Source organism: Nostocoides vanveenii, assembly GCF_039531165.1.
GTDB lineage: Bacteria > Actinomycetota > Actinomycetes > Actinomycetales > Dermatophilaceae > Nostocoides_A > Nostocoides_A vanveenii.
This window is the reverse complement of record NZ_BAAAPN010000057.1, coordinates 79,175-95,108: the sequence shown is the minus strand read 5'-3', so window position 1 is coordinate 95,108 and position 15,934 is coordinate 79,175. Positions and strand designations below refer to the sequence as shown.

Below are 15,934 nucleotides of genomic sequence, written 5' to 3'. Positions count from 1 at the left end.
CGGTTCAGACCCGTCGAAAGGCCGGTTCAGACCCGTCGAAAGGCCGGTTCAGACCCGTCGAAAGGCCGGTTCAGACCCGTCGAAAGGCCGGTTCAGACCCGTCGAAAGGCCGGTTCAGACCCGTCGAGTGGCCGGGGTCAGCGAGGCTGTGGGTCGTGCGGGTGGGCGGGGTCGGCGGCGAAGGCGCGCTCGTAGATGTCGTAGATCAGCGCCGACTTGGCGTTGTTGTAGTGCATGACGTCCTCGAAACCTTGGTGCGCAAGAGCGAGTTTCAGCTCCCCATAGGCGCGGCGGTCGTCGTCGTCCGCCCGCAGCCAGTCGCGGAACATCCGGTGCCGCGCCGGCTCCAGGCAGTCCGGGCTCCAGATGTGCACATTCGCTACCGGTTCGGCGCCGCGGACCAGTCGGTGCTCGTGCCACTCCGGCTCGCGGATGCGCAGCACGAAGCCGGCGCTTTCCAGCGCGGGCAGATAGGCGGCCTCATCGCGCGCGTCCGCGACGATCAGGTCGACATCGATCACGGGCTTGGCGGCCAGCCCGGGCACCGATGTCGAGCCGACGTGGGTGATCGCGAGCGCCCGCGCCCCCAAGGCCGCGCCGATTTGCTCCCGCACCCGTTCAAAGGCCGCAGCCCGGCCGGGGTCCGGCGCGACCACCTCGACCCGCTCGGCAGGAGCGGGCTGCACGCGGGCGGCGGCGATCTCGGCGTCGGTGGGCACGGCATACGGCTGCCACAGGGGGTGAGTCGGCATCACGCAACGGTAGACGGAACCGCAGCCGATCGACGCCACGTCCAAGGCCCATGTTCGCTCGCGCAGCCGCCCTCGCCACCATTGCGCTGCTCACGGCCTGCGCAGATGGCGGTGACGCGAAGAACGGCACTGTTCCCGTGAAGAACCTCAGCCAAATCGTCGGTAGCTATACCGCCGTCAACACCGCCCAGTCCCCCACGCCGCTGGTCAAGGGCAGTGTGCTCACGATGCAGATCAGGCCGGACGCGATCATCGTGCAGGCCGGCTGCAACACCCTGTCCGGGCCGGCGAGTGCCGCCGACTCGCACCTGGTCGCCGGTGATCTCGCCATCACCGAGATGGCCTGCGCGCCGGAGCTGATGGCCCAGGACACCTGGCTCGCCGCCCACCTCGCCAAGCGCCCCCGCATCGACTGGTCGGGGCCTTATGTCTCCCTCGTCTGGGACGACGGGTGGCTCGGATTCGACAAGTCGCTCGCGCCCGAGCCGGGAATGACCGGCGACCCGGACACTCCGGTCAGCAGTTCGCCCACCAGCTAAGCGCCCTACAACCCGAACGTATGCTGCCCGCTCACTTGCCCGCGCCGCTTCAGTCCCAGCGCGACGGCGCTGAGCGCGCCGAGCGCGGCGGCCACCGCCGCCCCGCGGAAGACGAAGTGCACCTGCGAGATTGCGGCGTCGACCAGGGCCTTGCGATCCGACGGATCGGGCAGTTCGGCAACCACCTGGTAGTAGTGGTGCAGGCCCAGCGCGGTGAGCAGGGCGATCCCCACGACCATGCCGACCATGCGCGCGACGACGACGAGCGCGCTGGCCGTGCCATGGGCCGATTGCGGCGCCTCGGCAAGCGCGGCGTTGTTGACCGGGGCCAGGGCGAGACCGAGGCCGAGACCGGCAAGCGCGAGCACGGCATACGGCAAGGGGCCGGCGAACGACCCGCGGCCGTAGGTCGTCAGTAGGCCGATGCCGACGGCCGCCAGCCCGAGGCCGACGGCCGCGACCAGACCGTCGCCGAGCCAGCGCAACGCCCATCCACCCAGGAGCGCCCCGACCGGGACCGCGATCAGGAAGCGCACGAGGATCAGCGCCCCCTCGGTGGCGACCGGTTGCGCGCCGGCGGAGTCGGTGTGCACCAGGCGCGCGAGCAGAGGGACATCAACGATCACGGCGACCAGGGCGACTCCGACAAAGAGTGAGACCACAAGGGCCCAGACCGTGCGCCCGCGCACCAGGCCGCGCGGGATCACCGGCGCTGCCGATCGGCGGTGGAGCACGGCATAGCCGATCGCGCTGGCCACGCCCAGGGGAAGGAGCGCGAAGCCGAGCGGGCCGACGACCTCCTTCTCGGGGTCGGAGGCGGCGAACGTCAGCACAACGCAGCCGAGCGCGCCCCCGAGCAGCGCCGCGCCCGCTGGGTCCGCCCGCCGCACCACCGGCCAGGCCGTATGCAGTGTCATCGCCAGCGCGCCGGCCACCAGCACCAGCCCCACCACGCCGATCGGAGTGGCCAGGTGCGCCGTCGCGTCACCGAAGGGGACAAACGGAATCCCCAAGCTGACCGAATTGGTCAGCCGTTCGGGGGCCCAGAGCGCGAGGCCGGTCACTGCGAGCCCGGCCGCCCAGATCAGGACGTGCCCTATTGCGCCACGCGTGGCCGACGCCCCCGTCGCCGGGCCGATTGCCCGGATCAGCAGCGCCAGCACGATCCCCCCGATCGCGTTGAGCCAGAAGATCATCCGCCAGTCGGCGACCGCCAGGACGAGGGCGCCGAGGACCGGCCCGAGGACCGAGCCCAGCTCTTGAACGGCCCCGACCACCCCGAGCGGCAGACCTCGGCGATCCTCGGGCCAGAGGGCGGCGACGATGGACAGGGTCGCCGGCACCAGGCCGCCGCCGCCGACTCCCTGGATGACCCGGCCGGTGACGAGGACCGACAGCTCCGAGGCGAGGGCCGTGATGCCCGAGCCCACGACGAAGATCGCCAGGCAACCGAGCAGCACGCGTTGGCGATCGATGAGGTCGGCGAGCCGGCCGATCAACGGCAGGACCGCGACATAACCCAGGAGGAAGCCGCTGATGATGGGCGCCGCACGTTGGAGGTTCTCGATGCCGAGCCCGACGCCTTGCATCATGTCGGTCAGCGCGAGCACCACGACATAGGTGTCGGCAGCGGCCAACGCCACGGCGATCGAGGCAAAGGTGAGCAGCGTGCGGGCCCGGTGCGGGCCGGGCACCGCGGGCAGCGGGGGGTCAGGGCCGGGGGATGTCAATGCTCTTGCCGTAGTCGGTCAGGACGACCGAATAGGTCGAGCTGATCCCCTCGTAGAAGTTGCCGGTGACCTTGGCCTGCCGCAACTGCCCGGACGCGGGTTCGATCCCGAAGACGGCGTCGAAGGTCGTGCCGTCCTTGCCCAGGCGCAGCAGCGCCTTGATGAGGGAGCCTGGGAGCTGGGCGGCATAGGTCTGCAGGACTTCCTTGCCGTAGCGCTGTTCGCCCGTGGCCCGTGTATCGGTGGCTTTGGCGAGCATCTGACTGAGGCCGGTCGCTGGGTCGAAGAAGGAGCTCGGGGTCGGCGCGCCCAGGTCCGCCAGGTCGACGGGCGCGAGCTTGGGCGTGAAGAGCGACATCCAGGACTTCGCGCCGATGCTAACCATGTCGACGGTGGCGGGCGTGCCGTTGACCACCGCGGTGACCTGGCCCTTGAACTTGGGGGTGGTGGCGTCGATGATGCCGGTGCCTTTGGCGCCTTTGACACCGTTGTGGCCCGAGGGGATGTCGATGCTCGAGGCCAGGTCGATGGTCACCGCCTTGGCGGTGTCGAAGGTCGCCTTGGCCTTGGCGAGGGCTGCCGTCGGATCCTGCGGCTTGCTCTCCCCCGTGCAGGCCGAGAGCGCGATGGGCAGGCTGATCAGGGCAGCCAGGAGGGAGCGACGGCGCATGGGCAGGACGATACCGGCCACCACCGTCAACGACATCTAGGCTGGCTGGCCATGAGCCCCGTTGCCGAGCCCCGCCATCAACTCGTGCTGCTGCGCCATGGCGAGACGGAGTGGTCGCGGACCGGACGGCATACGGGGCTGACCGATCTGCCGCTCACCGAGCGCGGCATCGCCGGCGCGCGCGCCGTCGGCACCCTGTTGCGCGGCCGGGAGTTCGCGCTGGTGCTCACCTCCCCCTTGCAGCGAGCTCGGCGCACCGCCGAGCTCGCCGGGCTGACGCCCGAGATCGAGCCCGACCTCCTGGAGTGGGACTACGGCGCGGCCGAGGGGCTGACCACCGCGGAGATCCGCGCCCAACGAGGTGCCACCTGGACGGTCTTCGGCGACGGCGTCACCCCGGGTGCCACCCCGGGCGAAACCCTCGAGGAAGTCGCCGCCCGCGCCTCCCGCGTGCTGGCGCACATCGACGGCGCGCTGCGAACAGGGGATGTCGCGCTCGTCGGCCACGGTCATGCGTTGCGCATCCTCACGGCCGTCTACCTGCGCCAAGAGTTGCGCTTTGCCGCGCAACTCCCCTTGGAAGCCGGCGCCGTCAGCATCCTCGGCTGGGAGAAGGAACTGCCGGCGATCCTGGCATGGAATCGCCTGCCGGATCTCGAGCCGGCATGACACCACGGGCCGCGGGCGGGCAGGCAGCCCCCACCCGGCGACGAGCTGGCCGCGGCGCTCGACCCGGCCCCGGCGGGACGGCGAGCGATGAGGACCTCCTGGCCGGTTTCCTCAACGGACTCGACGCGGATGCCCTTCGCGGGCTGCTGCGGGAGTTCGCGACGGACGCGGGCATCCGGCGGGCGTTGCTCGTGCGCGCGGCAGCGTCGGTCGGCACCGACGCCGATCTGGCCGCGACGTTGACGGCGAGCGTCAAGGCGACGCTGACACTGCCGCGCCGGCTCGATCGGCGACAGAGCACCGCCTATGCCGCTGCCGCCGCCGCGCTGCTCGACGAGCTCGAAGGACACCTGGCTGCCGGCCGGGCCGATGCCACGCGGGAGCCGTTGCAGGAAGCCGCCGTCCGGCTGCGCAAAGTGGTCATGAACGTCTACGACGACGCGGGCCTGATGGGCGCCTGTTGCCAGCGGGCCGCCGATCTGCATGTCCGCGCGTGCCGCGAGGGTGCGCCCAACGTCCTGCGGCTCGCGAAGTGGCTCACGTCCTTTCGCACCTCGAGCCCCGGGTGGCCTCGCACCGACCTCGCCTCCTATGCCGACCTCTTCGATGAGCGCGCCATGGCGGCCTACCGCGCGGGGATCGACGCATATGCCGTTCGGCTCTCCGGCGCGCGGGAGTGGGATCGCCGCATGCTCCACCAGCTCCAAGTCGAGCTCGCCGATCACGACGGTGATGTGGATGGGGCGATCGCGATCCTCCGCAGCAGGGAGCACCCCGCGTATGACGAGATCCTCGAGCGCCTCGACGCGGCAGGCCGAACGGACGACGCCCTGGCGCTTGTCGATGAAGCGGTGAGGGCAGAGCGGTATTCGGCGCGGGCCCAGCTTCGCGGTCATTGGCTGAGCCCGGATGCGGTCTCGGACCACTATCTCGCGGCCGGCCGGGTCGATGATGCCCTGGCGTTTGCCCGGACCCTACTTGTCAAGGACCCGTCCACCACCAGCCTCGCCCACCTCCTGCGGGTAGGCAGTGAGACCGGAACCGCTGCGGCCCAAAAGAATTGGGCGACATCATGGGCCCGTGACCGAGCGAGCAGGTCATCGGGCGATGTGCTCATCGACTGGGCCTTGGCGGCCGGTGATCTCGAAGAGGCGCGAGCGGTAGCCCTCGAGTTCGGCGCGGGTGCCCAATGGTCGCAACTGTCAACAGCGCTCGAAGCGACACACCCCAAGGATGCTGCCGACCTCCACCGCCCCAGGCTGGCCGACGACCTGCGCTACCCAGATACGCGGACGTATCCGGAGATCGCCGAACGCTTGGCGACGATGCTTCAGTTGTATGCCCGCGCCGGGCTCGCTGACGAGTTCATCGCCGAGATCCGCGGCATCCGCGCGCAGTACGCCAATCGTCCGTCGCTGCAGCTGGCCATGGATGCGGCCGCGCTCCCCCGCTGACCGACCGGGCAAGCGCCCTACCGTGCAGAAGGTGGGGTAATCACGCCACCTACTTCAGGGAGGGTGTCTGCGGGTGAGCGGCCTCACCACGCGCCGGCATCACCGGGCGCGCGGCGAGAGCAGGCCGAGTGCGTCCGCCAACCGGCGGCAGCGCCGCGTGAAGACGACGGGCAGATCCGTTGTGCCGCTGAGGATCTCGGCGATCTCACCAGCGATACCAGGGGCGTCCGCGCGCGTCGGCCGCTGGTCTTTCAAGTCGGGGACGTCGGCGAGGCGACGGGCTTCGGCGGCGAGGGCACGGCATACGTCCTCGGCCACGGGGGACGGGTCGGCGGGGAGTGCGAGGGCCGCCTGCACCAGCGACCTGGCGGCTGACGCACAGACCACCAGCACCGCGACGCGGTGGCGCCGGCCGGCGTGGTCGGCGTCGAAAACGCGCGGCCGGATCAGCGAGTCGTGGGCGCTCGCGAGTTGCCGGGCTGCTTCGTCGAGGGCGACGACCTCGCGATAGATCGTCGCGCGGTCGGTGAAGGACGGCGGCACTCGGACCGCCCCGCCAACGCGCTCGAGGAGGTCGGCCAGCGTCGTGAGCAGTTGCCGGCGAGCCAGCACCAAGGTGTCGCCCGAGGCGACGGGCAGCACGGCATACGTCACGAAGATGCCGGCGGCAGCACCGGCGGCCGTCTCGGCCAGCCGGATCCACAGCAGGTGCTCGGTGTAGTCCCGGAGCAACTCATAAAGCTGCCCCAGCACGATGGTGATCAGGCAGATCATCCACGTGGTCGAGAGGGCCTGGACATAGAACGCGAGGAAGATCCCCAGCAGCATGAGCGCGCCGGCCACCACATGCTGCCCACCGGTGACGTGGGCCAAGCCGATCGAGACGACCAGGCCGACCAGGGTGCCCACGGTGCGATCGATCGCCTTGCGCGTGGTCTCGGAGGTCGTCGACGCGCCGGTGAAGGTGACGAAGGCCGCGATGGCCGCCCAATAGGAGCGTCCCGGCGAGATCAGATCACCGAGCAGCAGGGCGAGAGCCGCCGCCGTCGCCGCCTGGATGGCCTGGCGCGTCGTGAAGGCCATCCGGCCCGGCGACCACCAGTGCTCGGCGTCCAGCGCCACGGCCTTGCCGGCCAGCGCCGCGCTGCCCGGCAGCGCGTCACCGGAGACTTGCACGACCGGCTGATATCCCGGCTGATTCTCGGCGCGCGCTTGCTCGAGCACCGTGCCCGAGTTCCAGTCCTCGACCGAGGTCAGCAGCAGATCGCCACCGAGGACGAACCGCCGCGCCGCGTGCTCCCCCCAATGGGCGTCCTGGCGCAGCACGGCGAGCGCCATCCGCGCCTCGTCGAAGCGGGACCAGCCGAGTTCGGTCAACGCCCGCCGCATCGCCATTTCCGTATGCCGCGTGCCCCCGACCGCGGACGCCGCATCGTCTCGCGGGCGATCAGCGAGTTCCACTACGGCGCCGGCGACCTCGTCGACGCCGATCTCGAGGTCGATGATCCACTGCCGCAGACGCAGCGGTGAGACGCCCTCGGGCAGGGCCCGGGCATCGGCGAGCTGGCCGTCGAAGAGCAGCGCCACCTCACTGGTCTTGATCAGGTGGGCCCGGAGCGCGCGCCGGGCGGACTCGCTCGCGGGGTCGGCCAGGACGTCGAGGCAGGCGCTGAGGACCGAGCGCGCCTGGGCCCGGAGCGCCGTCACCGTGCGCTGCAGGGTGGCCTCCGGGTCGCGCGCGAGGATCGTGACGAGAAGCAGGCCGACCCAGGCCGTCGAGATCACGGCCGCGAGCAGGATGCCGGGCAGGGCGCTCGCCGGCGGGTGGAGGAAGAGCCCGAAGAAATGCGCCTGCCACATGACAAAGCCGGCAGTGAACCAGCGGGGCCCGAAGCGGCGCACCCAGACGGCCAGGAAGGTCACCGCCACGAAGACGGTCAGCGCCACCGGACGCCACGGATCGGCCAGCACCGAGCTCGCCGCACCCACCACGGCACCGCCTGCCGCGGCAGAGGCGGTCGTGACGATCGCGCGCCGGCGGGTGTCCTTCAAGGTGGTCGCGAGGTTCAGGGCGACGATCCCGCCGATCATCACGTGCATGAGCGCGGCGGGGCGAGGCGCGCCGGCCGCCGTGGACAAGATCGCCTGCAAGACGACCGTGGTCGAGGTCGCGACCACCGCCCGCGTGCCGTGACGGAGCCTGGTCAGCCCGGGGTCGGAGGCGACGAAACGGTCGCGGGCGTCGCGCCACTGCTGGCGCACCGAGTCACGTCCGCGGCCGAGCGCCCCCTCGGCCCGGACCCGCGTCATGGTCACGCGCCCAGTCTCTCAAGACGTGGGATACCCCTGCGAACATTTTAGTTGAACTCTCAACTAAACACGAGGCAGAGAGGCACTTCGGAATCTTCACGGTCGGCGATGTGACCATGGACCCGACGACCGGCCGCACGTCGACCGAGCACGAGCGAATCAAGGCGCACGTCGAGATCGCCAAGAAGGCCGACGAAGCCGGCCTCGACGTCGTTGCCTTCGGCCAGCACCACAACCCGCCCTTCGTCGCCTCCGCCCCGACGACGATGGCCTATGTCGCCGCGCAGACCTCGCGGATCCTGCTCTCGACGTCGACCACGCTGATCACGACGACCGACCCCGTGCGGATCGCCGAGGACTATGGCACGCTCCAGCTCCTAACCGATGGGCGGAGGGACCTCATGCTCGGGCGCGGCAACACCGGCCCGGTCTATCCGTGGTTGGCAGGGGTTCACGGCCACGCCACGGCCGTTGGACGGCATACCGCCATTTGTCTGGCACGGCTCGATTCGCAGCCCGGAGATCGCGGAGCAGGCCGCCTACTACGGCGACGGCTTCTTCGCCAACCACGTCTTCTGGCCGGCGTCGCACACCCGGCAGATGGTGCTGCTCTACCGGGAGCGCTATGAGCACTATGGTCACGGCCGCGCCGATCAAGCGATCGTCGGGCTCGGCGGGCAGGTCTTCATGCCCCAACAGCCAGGACGCCGTCCGGGAGTTCCGGCCGTATTTCGACAATGCCCCGGTCTACGGACACGGCCCTTCGCTGGAGAGCTTCACGCGCGAGACCCCGCTGACCGTCGGCTCGCCCCAGCAGGTCATCGACAAGGCGCTCTTCAAGTCCTTCATCGACGTCCTGGAGCCGGATGCCTTGCGCGACAAGCCGATTGTGCTGGCTGCGACGGGCGGCACCGAGCGACACTCGCTGACGTTGGAGCACGCCCTGCGGCCGCTGTTCAGCCACCTGGCAGCGGCACCTGTGAGCACCGCGGTGTATGCCGCGACCGCCGACTTCGGCGGGCCTGGTTCCGCCGCGCTCGCTGGGCGCGTCGAGCGCCCCGCCCGAGAGTTGGCGGCGGCGCTCATCTCCCGCCCACAGGCAAGCAAGCGGGATCAGGAGCCGGGGACGGACAGCCTCGTCCCGTTCGAGCAGATGCTGGCACGACTGTCTGCCTGACGCCGACTTAGCGCAGGTTGGGTGACCTCCAGCAGGGTCCACCGTGCTGCCCGCGACCTAAACCCTGCTAGCAGAGGTTAGGTCACGTACAGCAGGTTCGAACGTGCTCGAGGTGACCTAAACCCTGCTAGCAGAGGTTAGGGCGCCTCCACTACGGCCTACCCTGTTCGAACGTCACCAGCAAGCGCTGAGTGGGTCAGCGGCGGACCTCGGCGCCCCAAATCCGGTCGATGTAGTCGCGCATTGCGCGGTCGGAGGAGAAGAAGCCGCACCGGGCGACGTTGAGGATCGCCGAGCGCGACCAAGCGTCCTGATCGCCGTATGCCGCATCCACCCGCGCCTGCGCGTCCAGGTACGACTGGAAGTCGGCCAGCACGAGGTAGCGATCGTTGGCGAGCAGGTCGCCGACGATCGGGCCGACCACCGAACGGTCACCGTCGGTGAAGTGCCCGCTCGCGATCAGGCCGATCGCTCGGCGCAGGGTGGGATTGGACTCGAAGTAGGACCCCGGGCTGTAGCCCTGCCGCTGCAAGTCCGCGACCTCCGGCTCGGTCAGACCGAAGAGGAAGAAGTTCTCATCCCCGACGAGCCTTCGGATCTCGACATTCGCCCCGTCGTCGGTCCCGATCGTCAACGCGCCATTGAGGGCGAGCTTCATATTGCCCGTGCCCGATGCCTCCTTGCCGGCCAACGAAATCTGCTCCGACAGATCGGCGGCAGGGATGATGCGCTCGGCGAGCGTGACGTTGTAGTTGGCCGGGAAGACCACCTGCAGGCGCCCGCAGACCCGCTCGTCGGCGTTGACGACGGCGGCGACCCTGTTGATCAGGTGGATGATTTCCTTGGCCATTCGATAGCCCGGAGCCGCCTTGGCACCGAAGATGACGACGCGTGGCGTGACCTGCTCGGGTGTCACTTCGCCGGAGATGATCGACTCGTAGGTCGTGACGATGTGCAGGAGTTTGAGCAGTTGACGCTTGTACTCGTGCAGCCGCTTGACCATCACATCGAAGAGATGGTCGGTCGGCAGCACGAGATCTCCGGTGCGCAGGGCAATGCCGGCGAGCCTCTCCTTGTTGGCGCGTTTCGCGGCGCGGAACGCTTCTCGGAAAGCCGCGTCGTCGGCATACGGCTCCAACTCGCGCAACTTCTCCAGGTCGCGCACCCAGCCGTCGCCGATGGTCGAGGTGATCAGGTCGGCGAGCGGCCGGTTCGCCATCCGCACGAAGCGGCGTGGCGTGACGCCATTGGTGACATTGGTGAACTTCTCCGGCCACAGGCGGGCGAAGTCGACGAGCACCTTCTCGCGCAGCAAGGTCGAGTGCAGTTCGGCGACGCCGTTGACCTTCGTCGCGGCGACCGCGGCGAGGTGCGCCATGCGGATGCCCTTGAAGGGGGCCTCAGCGACGATCGACATCGCACGGACCCGCAGCTCGTCACCCGGATAGGTGGCTCGGACCAGGTCGAGGAATTGGTCGTTGATGCCGTAGATGATCTCCAGGTGCCGCGGCAGCAACCGCCCGACGAGGTCTGCCGGCCACACCTCGAGGGCCTCCGGCAACAGCGTGTGGCAGGTGTAGGCAAAGCAGCGGGAGGTGATCGCCCACGCCTGATCCCAGTTCATGCCGTGCTCGTCGAGCAGGATCCGCATCAGCTCCGGGATGGCGATGACCGGGTGAGTGTCGTTGAGCTGGAAGATGATCTGCTCGGGTAGGCGCGTCAGGTCGAAGTCCTTGGACAGCGTCCCGTGGAGATAGTCGTTGATCGAACAGGCGACGAAGAAGTACTGCTGCTGCAAGCGCAACTCGCGCCCCTGCGGCGTCGAATCCTCGGGATAGAGAACCTTCGAGATGTTCTGGGCGAAGGTCTGTGCGCGGACCGCATCGACATAGTCCCCGGAGTTGAAAGTCTCCAGATCGAAAGCGCTGGTCGCCTCCGCGCTCCACAACCGCAAGGTGTTGGCGACGCCATTGCGGTAGCCCGGCACCATGTAGTTGTAGGGAATTCCCCGCACGCTCCAGCCGGGGACCCAGCGGCGTCGCTCGCGACCGGAGTCATCGGCATACGTCTCGGTATGGCCGCCGAAACTGACCCGCACGGCGCGATCGGGGTTGGGGAATTCCCACGGCGCGCCGAGAGCGAGCCAGTTGTCGGGCGCCTCGACCTGCCGCCCGTCCGGTGTGAAGACCTGGGTGAAGATGCCGTATTCATAGCGAATGCCGAAGCCGATGCAGCTGACGTCCATGGTGGCCAGCGAGTCGACGAAGCACGCCGCCAAGCGGCCGAGGCCGCCATTGCCGAGGCCCGGTTCGACCTCTTGGGCCCGCAACTCGTTCAGATCCAACCCCAGCGCCGCCATTGCCTGCTCGACGATCTCGGCGAGGTCGCTGTTGAGGAGTGCATTGTCCAGCTGCCGGCCGAGCAGGTACTCGGCCGACAGATAACCGACCATCTTGGTCGGCTGCTCACGCCGGCGCGCCGCCGTTTCGAGCCAGTCGGCCATCAGATAGCTGCGCACGGTGCGGGCCAGCGCCAGATATTGGTGGTTGACCGTCGACCGGGCCAGCGGCGCGCCCTGGCTGAAGTTCAACTCCTCCAGATATTCGCGCACGAAGGCGTCGACCGTGCGCTCGGGCCCCACGGCCGGGACAAGTGCCAGCGGATGGGTGGGGGCAGCGCGCGGGCCGAGCCGGCGAAAGTCGCGCGAAGGGGCTTCGGGGGTGTCAGGCACGTCGCTCACAGCAGCCTCGCTGTCGTCGGTGATCCGGGCGAGCAGCCTCAGCCCGCTTGGCACGCTAACGCACCGCACCGGCGGGCGCCATGGCGTCGTCGCTGAACATTGGGTAACCCGCGTCACCCTCCGGCGAAGCGCTCCTCAGGGAAGTGGCATGTCCCAGCTGACCCGGTTGCCGAAGATGCTGATCTCCCCATAGGCATTTGTCACCTCTCGGATGTCGGTTTCGAGGCCCACATCGGCCCCGGTTGCCACGTCCATGACATAGCGCACACCCTCGGCATTGCTGCCGTAGATGTAATCGCCCCACGCCGCCAGATCTCGTGGTACCGCACGAGGCACCTTCGTCTTCGGGTCCGGAGACCCGGTCTTCCACCACCAGTCGACCTTGGCTTGCGCAACGTCCAGGACCGCGATCGCGTCCTTCTCATCTCCCGTGGTCCCGGTGCACACCGGCTTCGACGCACCATTGCCGACGCATCGGTCGAGGTCGATCGGGAAAGGTGCCGTGATCGTCCGACCGGATCCATCGGCATAGGAGTAGGAGAGCACCTTGTTGGTCGGCGACCCGTAGTCGATCGTCGGGCCCTGGATGACGAGCCGATCCATTATGGCCCGGAACCGGCGGTCCCGATCCCACGGCCCGATCGCGGCCAGGCGCGTCCAGTTGGCTACGCGCCGGACCGCCATCCCGTATGCCGTTCCGGTCGCTTCCTCGCTGCGGGTCCGGTGGACGATGGTGCCACCGATGAAGACCCGGTCATCAAGGTCCCAGTCGACGCCCGGTGAGCGCCACTTCGCGACCAGGCCCGTGGACGCATCGAGTGACCCCAGACGCAGGTGGCCGACCCCGTCGTCGTCACTCCAGGTCTGAACCACGAGCAATTCCCCGGTCGTCGCGTCCCGATCGATCTGGATCCCGGCCCCGGTGATGCCCGGGGGCTGATCGAGCTGACGCAACCAACTGACCTTACCGGTGTCGTCGAGACCGAGGAGAACGGAATACGACTGGCGCTGCTGGGACTGGATGTCCGGGCGGACGATCTCGATCGGCTGAACGACCCAGAGTCGCCCGGCGTGAATCGCAATGTCCGGCTCGGCGTTGCCCGGCCACGCCGCAGCAAGAGTGTTGTCGTCAAGGGCGGGCGTGTAGTCGGGCCGGCCCACCGGGCTATCGGATGTGACGATGGGCGCGGCCGTCGTCCCACCGAGGGCCATGGTCGAGCACCACTGCGTCGATTGGGTGCTTCGGTCGACCAGGGCGAGATAGTCGGCCGCCCTGACGACAAACCAGTTGTCCCACTGCCCCAGATCTCCCAGATCCCAAGAGCCCTCATCGCCGACTGCGGGGCAATCGACGGTGAAGTCGAAACTCTTGAAGGTCCGAATCTTCAGTTCGGGATCGGCATCGGGACGCAGCGGCGCGGGCGTCGGTTCGTCGGTCGTCGTGCTTGAGGTCATGGAGGTTGTGGACGTCGTCGAGGCGCTCGTCCGCACGGTCTGACTCGTCGACGCACTACTCACACCGCGCGCCGTCGTCGCCGATGTTGTTGCCAGAGCGGTCGGTCGATCATCCGGGCCCCGCACGGCCAGCCAGACCACCAGCCCGGTGGCGATGGTGAGCAGCGCTGCCACTCCGGCCTGCAACCGACGTGTAGGCGACGATGAGGGCGGTGCCGCGTCGGCGGACGGGGCCAGCGAGCCACAGCGCGGACACAACGCGAGACCCCGGGTCAGTTCGAAGCCGCAGGTCGAGCATCCGGGCACGCCTCATCCTCTCCATCCGGCTTTCGACTTGACATGAGCCTGGCACGGGTAGCGAGGCCAACGCACGTCCTCGAAATGCGCGACACCTGGCCGTCGATGCGGCGCTGAGCTGCTTCTGGACCAGGTGGGATGGCTGTCGTTCGTCATTCGCGGGACGCGGAATGATTCGCTCCCTACGCTGATCTCCTAACGGAGCGGACTGAGGGAGGACCTGATGCGCCGATTCACGCTTGTGCTGCTCGGCTGGTTGTCCATAGTGCTCATGGGGGCCGCGGCCGGCGGTGCGGCATACGCCGATTCGGGCGATGTCATCAAGGACTACCGGATCACCTACACCATCGACAAGGACGGGACCATCGATGTCGCCGAGGACATCGACTACGCCTTCGCCACTCCCGATCGGCACGGGATCTATCGCACGCTCATCACCCGGCAGCCGTTCTCCTCGAGCTCCGAAGAGGATGTCGAATACGGCATCACGGACCTGACGGTGACCTCGCCGGACGCCTCGGCGAAGCTCGACAAGAGTGTGCACTGGTCGGGTTTCCGCAAGAGCTGGATCGAGGCGAAGGTCGGTGACGCGGACAAGGAGATCACCAGTCGCCGGGCGCACTATCACCTGACCTATCGCCTCACCGGGGCGCTGCGCACCACTGGCGGCAAGCCCGAGTTCTATTGGAACGCAACGGGAAACGACTGGCAGGCCGCGATCGCCAAGCTGCACATCGAGGTCAAGGCACCGGCGACCGCGACGAAGGCCGTCTGTTATCAGGGCATGACCGGAGCGACCACCCGATGTGATGCGACCAGGACGAAGACGCTCACCACCTTCGATGCCCACGGTCTGACCGACGGGGAGGGCGTGACGATCTCCGCGCTCTACCCCGCCGGCTCGATCGCCCACGCAACCCCCACCATCCTGCCCAAGGGCAGCCTGCTGACCAACGCCCATATCACGCCGGTGACGATCGGCGCAGGGGCGGCCGCGCTCGTCGCCGGCCTGCTCGCCGCCGCTGCGGCCCGGTTCGGTCGCCGCGACCGCCGGTATGCTGCGACCCCGCCCGGCGTCTTGGCTCCCCCGGGCACACCGTGGGTCAAGGACACCATCCCTGAGGGCAGCATTCCCGTGCAGTTCAACCCGCCGGATGTCCCGCCGGCCCTCGGTGGCACGCTGCTCGATCGGGATGCGGCTGAACGCCGCACCGCCGCGGTGCTCGTGGAACTCGCGACGCAAGGCGTTATCGGCATCCGCGCCGACCCGGACCAGTCCGGCTCGAAGCGCAAGCGCAAGCACGCGACCCTCGTGCGCTCGGCCCTGGTCCACGATCTCGAACGTGCCCGGCCGGGTTACCAGCGGGCCTTCGTCGACGCGACCTTCGGCTACACCAAGCAGCCGCTGATCCTCGATGCCACCAACGCCGCCGACAGCCAGCGCTTCAGCAAGGCCGACCAAGCGCTGACGAAGGTGCTCGATCGCGAAGCCAAGACCCAGGGGTGGTATGCCGGCACCTCCAGCCGGCCGATCTGGCTCGCGCTCCTCCTGATCGCGGCCGCCGGCTTTGTCCTCGTGCGCGCCATCCTGCCCCTGGGGCCGGCCGGCTGGCTGTGGCTGGTTCCGGCCGCCCTGGTCGCTCTGCTGCTCCTGCACGCTGCCGATCGTTGGACCCGCGGTTATCGGACGCCGGTCGGCCGCGCCCTCACCGACCAGATGATCGGCTTCCGCCGCTACCTCGGGACGGCCGAAGCGGGTCAGTTGCGATTCGAGGAGGGTGAGGACATTTTCAGCAACTACCTCCCTTGGGCGATCATGTTCGGCGTCGCCGACCGGTGGCAGCGGGTCTGCGCCGAACTCGCCGCCGCCGGCCGAATCCCCGCCTCACCCGGCTGGTACGACGACAACCGCAACGACGGTTTCTACTCGACCTACTCCACCAGTGATTTCGGTTCCTCGCTGGTGAGCGCGTCGGTGAGCAGCTCGGCCGCCAGCGGGTCGAGCGGCGGCGGGTCGTCCGGCGGGGGCGGCGGAGGTGGCGGCGGCGGGAGTTGGTGAGTCACCGGCATACGGCAAGGTGCGTTGCGCGCCGACGCTGTTCGAGGGGCACCGGATCACCGGTGCCCCTCGTTCATTGCCG

At 68.8% G+C, this 15,934-nt stretch carries 10 protein-coding genes and 1 pseudogene; 5 read left to right on the top strand and 6 right to left on the bottom strand.

The features are described 5' to 3' along the window. Positions 1-137 precede the first annotated feature (137 nt). The gene (locus ABD209_RS13365; protein WP_344067246.1) at positions 138-752 is read right to left on the bottom strand and encodes a GrpB family protein; all 615 of its coding nucleotides are present in this window, start codon (positions 750-752) and stop codon (positions 138-140) included. Between the two features lie 50 nt (positions 753-802). Between ABD209_RS13365 and ABD209_RS13360 the strand changes: the two genes are divergently transcribed. Beyond that, a complete protein-coding gene (locus ABD209_RS13360) occupies positions 803-1,291 on the top strand; it encodes an META domain-containing protein (RefSeq protein ID WP_344067244.1) in 489 nt (162 codons plus the stop codon). A gap of 5 nt (positions 1,292-1,296) precedes the next feature. Here the strand turns inward: ABD209_RS13360 and ABD209_RS13355 are convergent, their stop codons facing one another. Further along, complete coding sequence (locus ABD209_RS13355; protein ID WP_344067242.1) at positions 1,297-2,985, bottom strand: MFS transporter; 1,689 nt, start codon at positions 2,983-2,985, stop codon at positions 1,297-1,299. 16 nt (positions 2,986-3,001) lie between these two features. Then, positions 3,002-3,691 carry an LppX_LprAFG lipoprotein gene (locus ABD209_RS13350; protein WP_344067240.1) on the bottom strand — a complete coding sequence of 230 codons (690 nt, stop codon included), beginning with the start codon at positions 3,689-3,691 and terminating at the stop codon, positions 3,002-3,004. Positions 3,692-3,742: 51 nt separating this feature from the next. On the opposite strand from ABD209_RS13350, the gene ABD209_RS13345 reads away from it, so the two are divergent. Beyond that, positions 3,743-4,360, top strand: coding sequence for a histidine phosphatase family protein (locus ABD209_RS13345; protein ID WP_344067237.1), 618 nt, complete (start codon positions 3,743-3,745; stop codon positions 4,358-4,360). Continuing rightward, positions 4,357-5,814 carry a hypothetical protein gene (locus ABD209_RS13340; RefSeq protein ID WP_344067234.1) on the top strand — a complete coding sequence of 486 codons (1,458 nt, stop codon included), beginning with the start codon at positions 4,357-4,359 and terminating at the stop codon, positions 5,812-5,814. Before ABD209_RS13345 ends, ABD209_RS13340 begins: the two co-directional genes overlap by 4 nt. 99 nt (positions 5,815-5,913) lie before the next feature. Here the strand turns inward: ABD209_RS13340 and ABD209_RS13335 are convergent, their stop codons facing one another. Then, complete coding sequence (locus tag ABD209_RS13335) at positions 5,914-8,124, bottom strand: FUSC family protein (protein WP_344067498.1); 2,211 nt, start codon at positions 8,122-8,124, stop codon at positions 5,914-5,916. A gap of 116 nt (positions 8,125-8,240) precedes the next feature. Here ABD209_RS13335 and ABD209_RS13330 point away from each other — a divergent pair. Next, a pseudogene (locus ABD209_RS13330) lies at positions 8,241-9,301 on the top strand (LLM class flavin-dependent oxidoreductase). A gap of 196 nt (positions 9,302-9,497) precedes the next feature. On the opposite strand, the gene ABD209_RS13320 reads toward ABD209_RS13330, so the two are convergent. Both ABD209_RS13320 and ABD209_RS13315 read right to left on the bottom strand, forming a co-directional pair. Continuing rightward, the gene (locus ABD209_RS13320) at positions 9,498-11,960 is read right to left on the bottom strand and encodes a glycogen/starch/alpha-glucan phosphorylase (RefSeq protein WP_425564683.1); all 2,463 of its coding nucleotides are present in this window, start codon (positions 11,958-11,960) and stop codon (positions 9,498-9,500) included. Between the two features lie 216 nt (positions 11,961-12,176). After that, positions 12,177-13,670, bottom strand: a complete 1,494-nt coding sequence (locus tag ABD209_RS13315) for a hypothetical protein (RefSeq protein WP_344067231.1) — start codon at positions 13,668-13,670, stop codon at positions 12,177-12,179. Positions 13,671-14,016: 346 nt separating this feature from the next. Between ABD209_RS13315 and ABD209_RS13310 the strand changes: the two genes are divergently transcribed. Next, positions 14,017-15,852 (top strand): DUF2207 domain-containing protein, encoded by a 1,836-nt coding sequence (locus tag ABD209_RS13310; protein ID WP_344067228.1) that lies wholly within the window; start codon positions 14,017-14,019, stop codon positions 15,850-15,852. The last annotated feature ends 82 nt before the right edge of the window (positions 15,853-15,934 follow it).

What these genes read in the sequence shown, in the direction of transcription:
- ABD209_RS13345 (WP_344067237.1), top strand. Translation starts at nt 3,743, where the DNA reads ATGAGCCCCGTTGCCGAGCCCCGCCATCAACTCGTGCTGCTGCGCCAT.
- ABD209_RS13360 (WP_344067244.1), top strand. Translation starts at nt 803, where the DNA reads ATGTTCGCTCGCGCAGCCGCCCTCGCCACCATTGCGCTGCTCACGGCC.
- ABD209_RS13365 (WP_344067246.1), bottom strand. Translation starts at nt 752, where the DNA reads ATGCCGACTCACCCCCTGTGGCAGCCGTATGCCGTGCCCACCGACGCC.
- ABD209_RS13350 (WP_344067240.1), bottom strand. Translation starts at nt 3,691, where the DNA reads ATGCGCCGTCGCTCCCTCCTGGCTGCCCTGATCAGCCTGCCCATCGCG.
- ABD209_RS13335 (WP_344067498.1), bottom strand. Translation starts at nt 8,124, where the DNA reads ATGACGCGGGTCCGGGCCGAGGGGGCGCTCGGCCGCGGACGTGACTCG.
- ABD209_RS13310 (WP_344067228.1), top strand. Translation starts at nt 14,017, where the DNA reads ATGCGCCGATTCACGCTTGTGCTGCTCGGCTGGTTGTCCATAGTGCTC.
- ABD209_RS13340 (WP_344067234.1), top strand. Translation starts at nt 4,357, where the DNA reads ATGACACCACGGGCCGCGGGCGGGCAGGCAGCCCCCACCCGGCGACGA.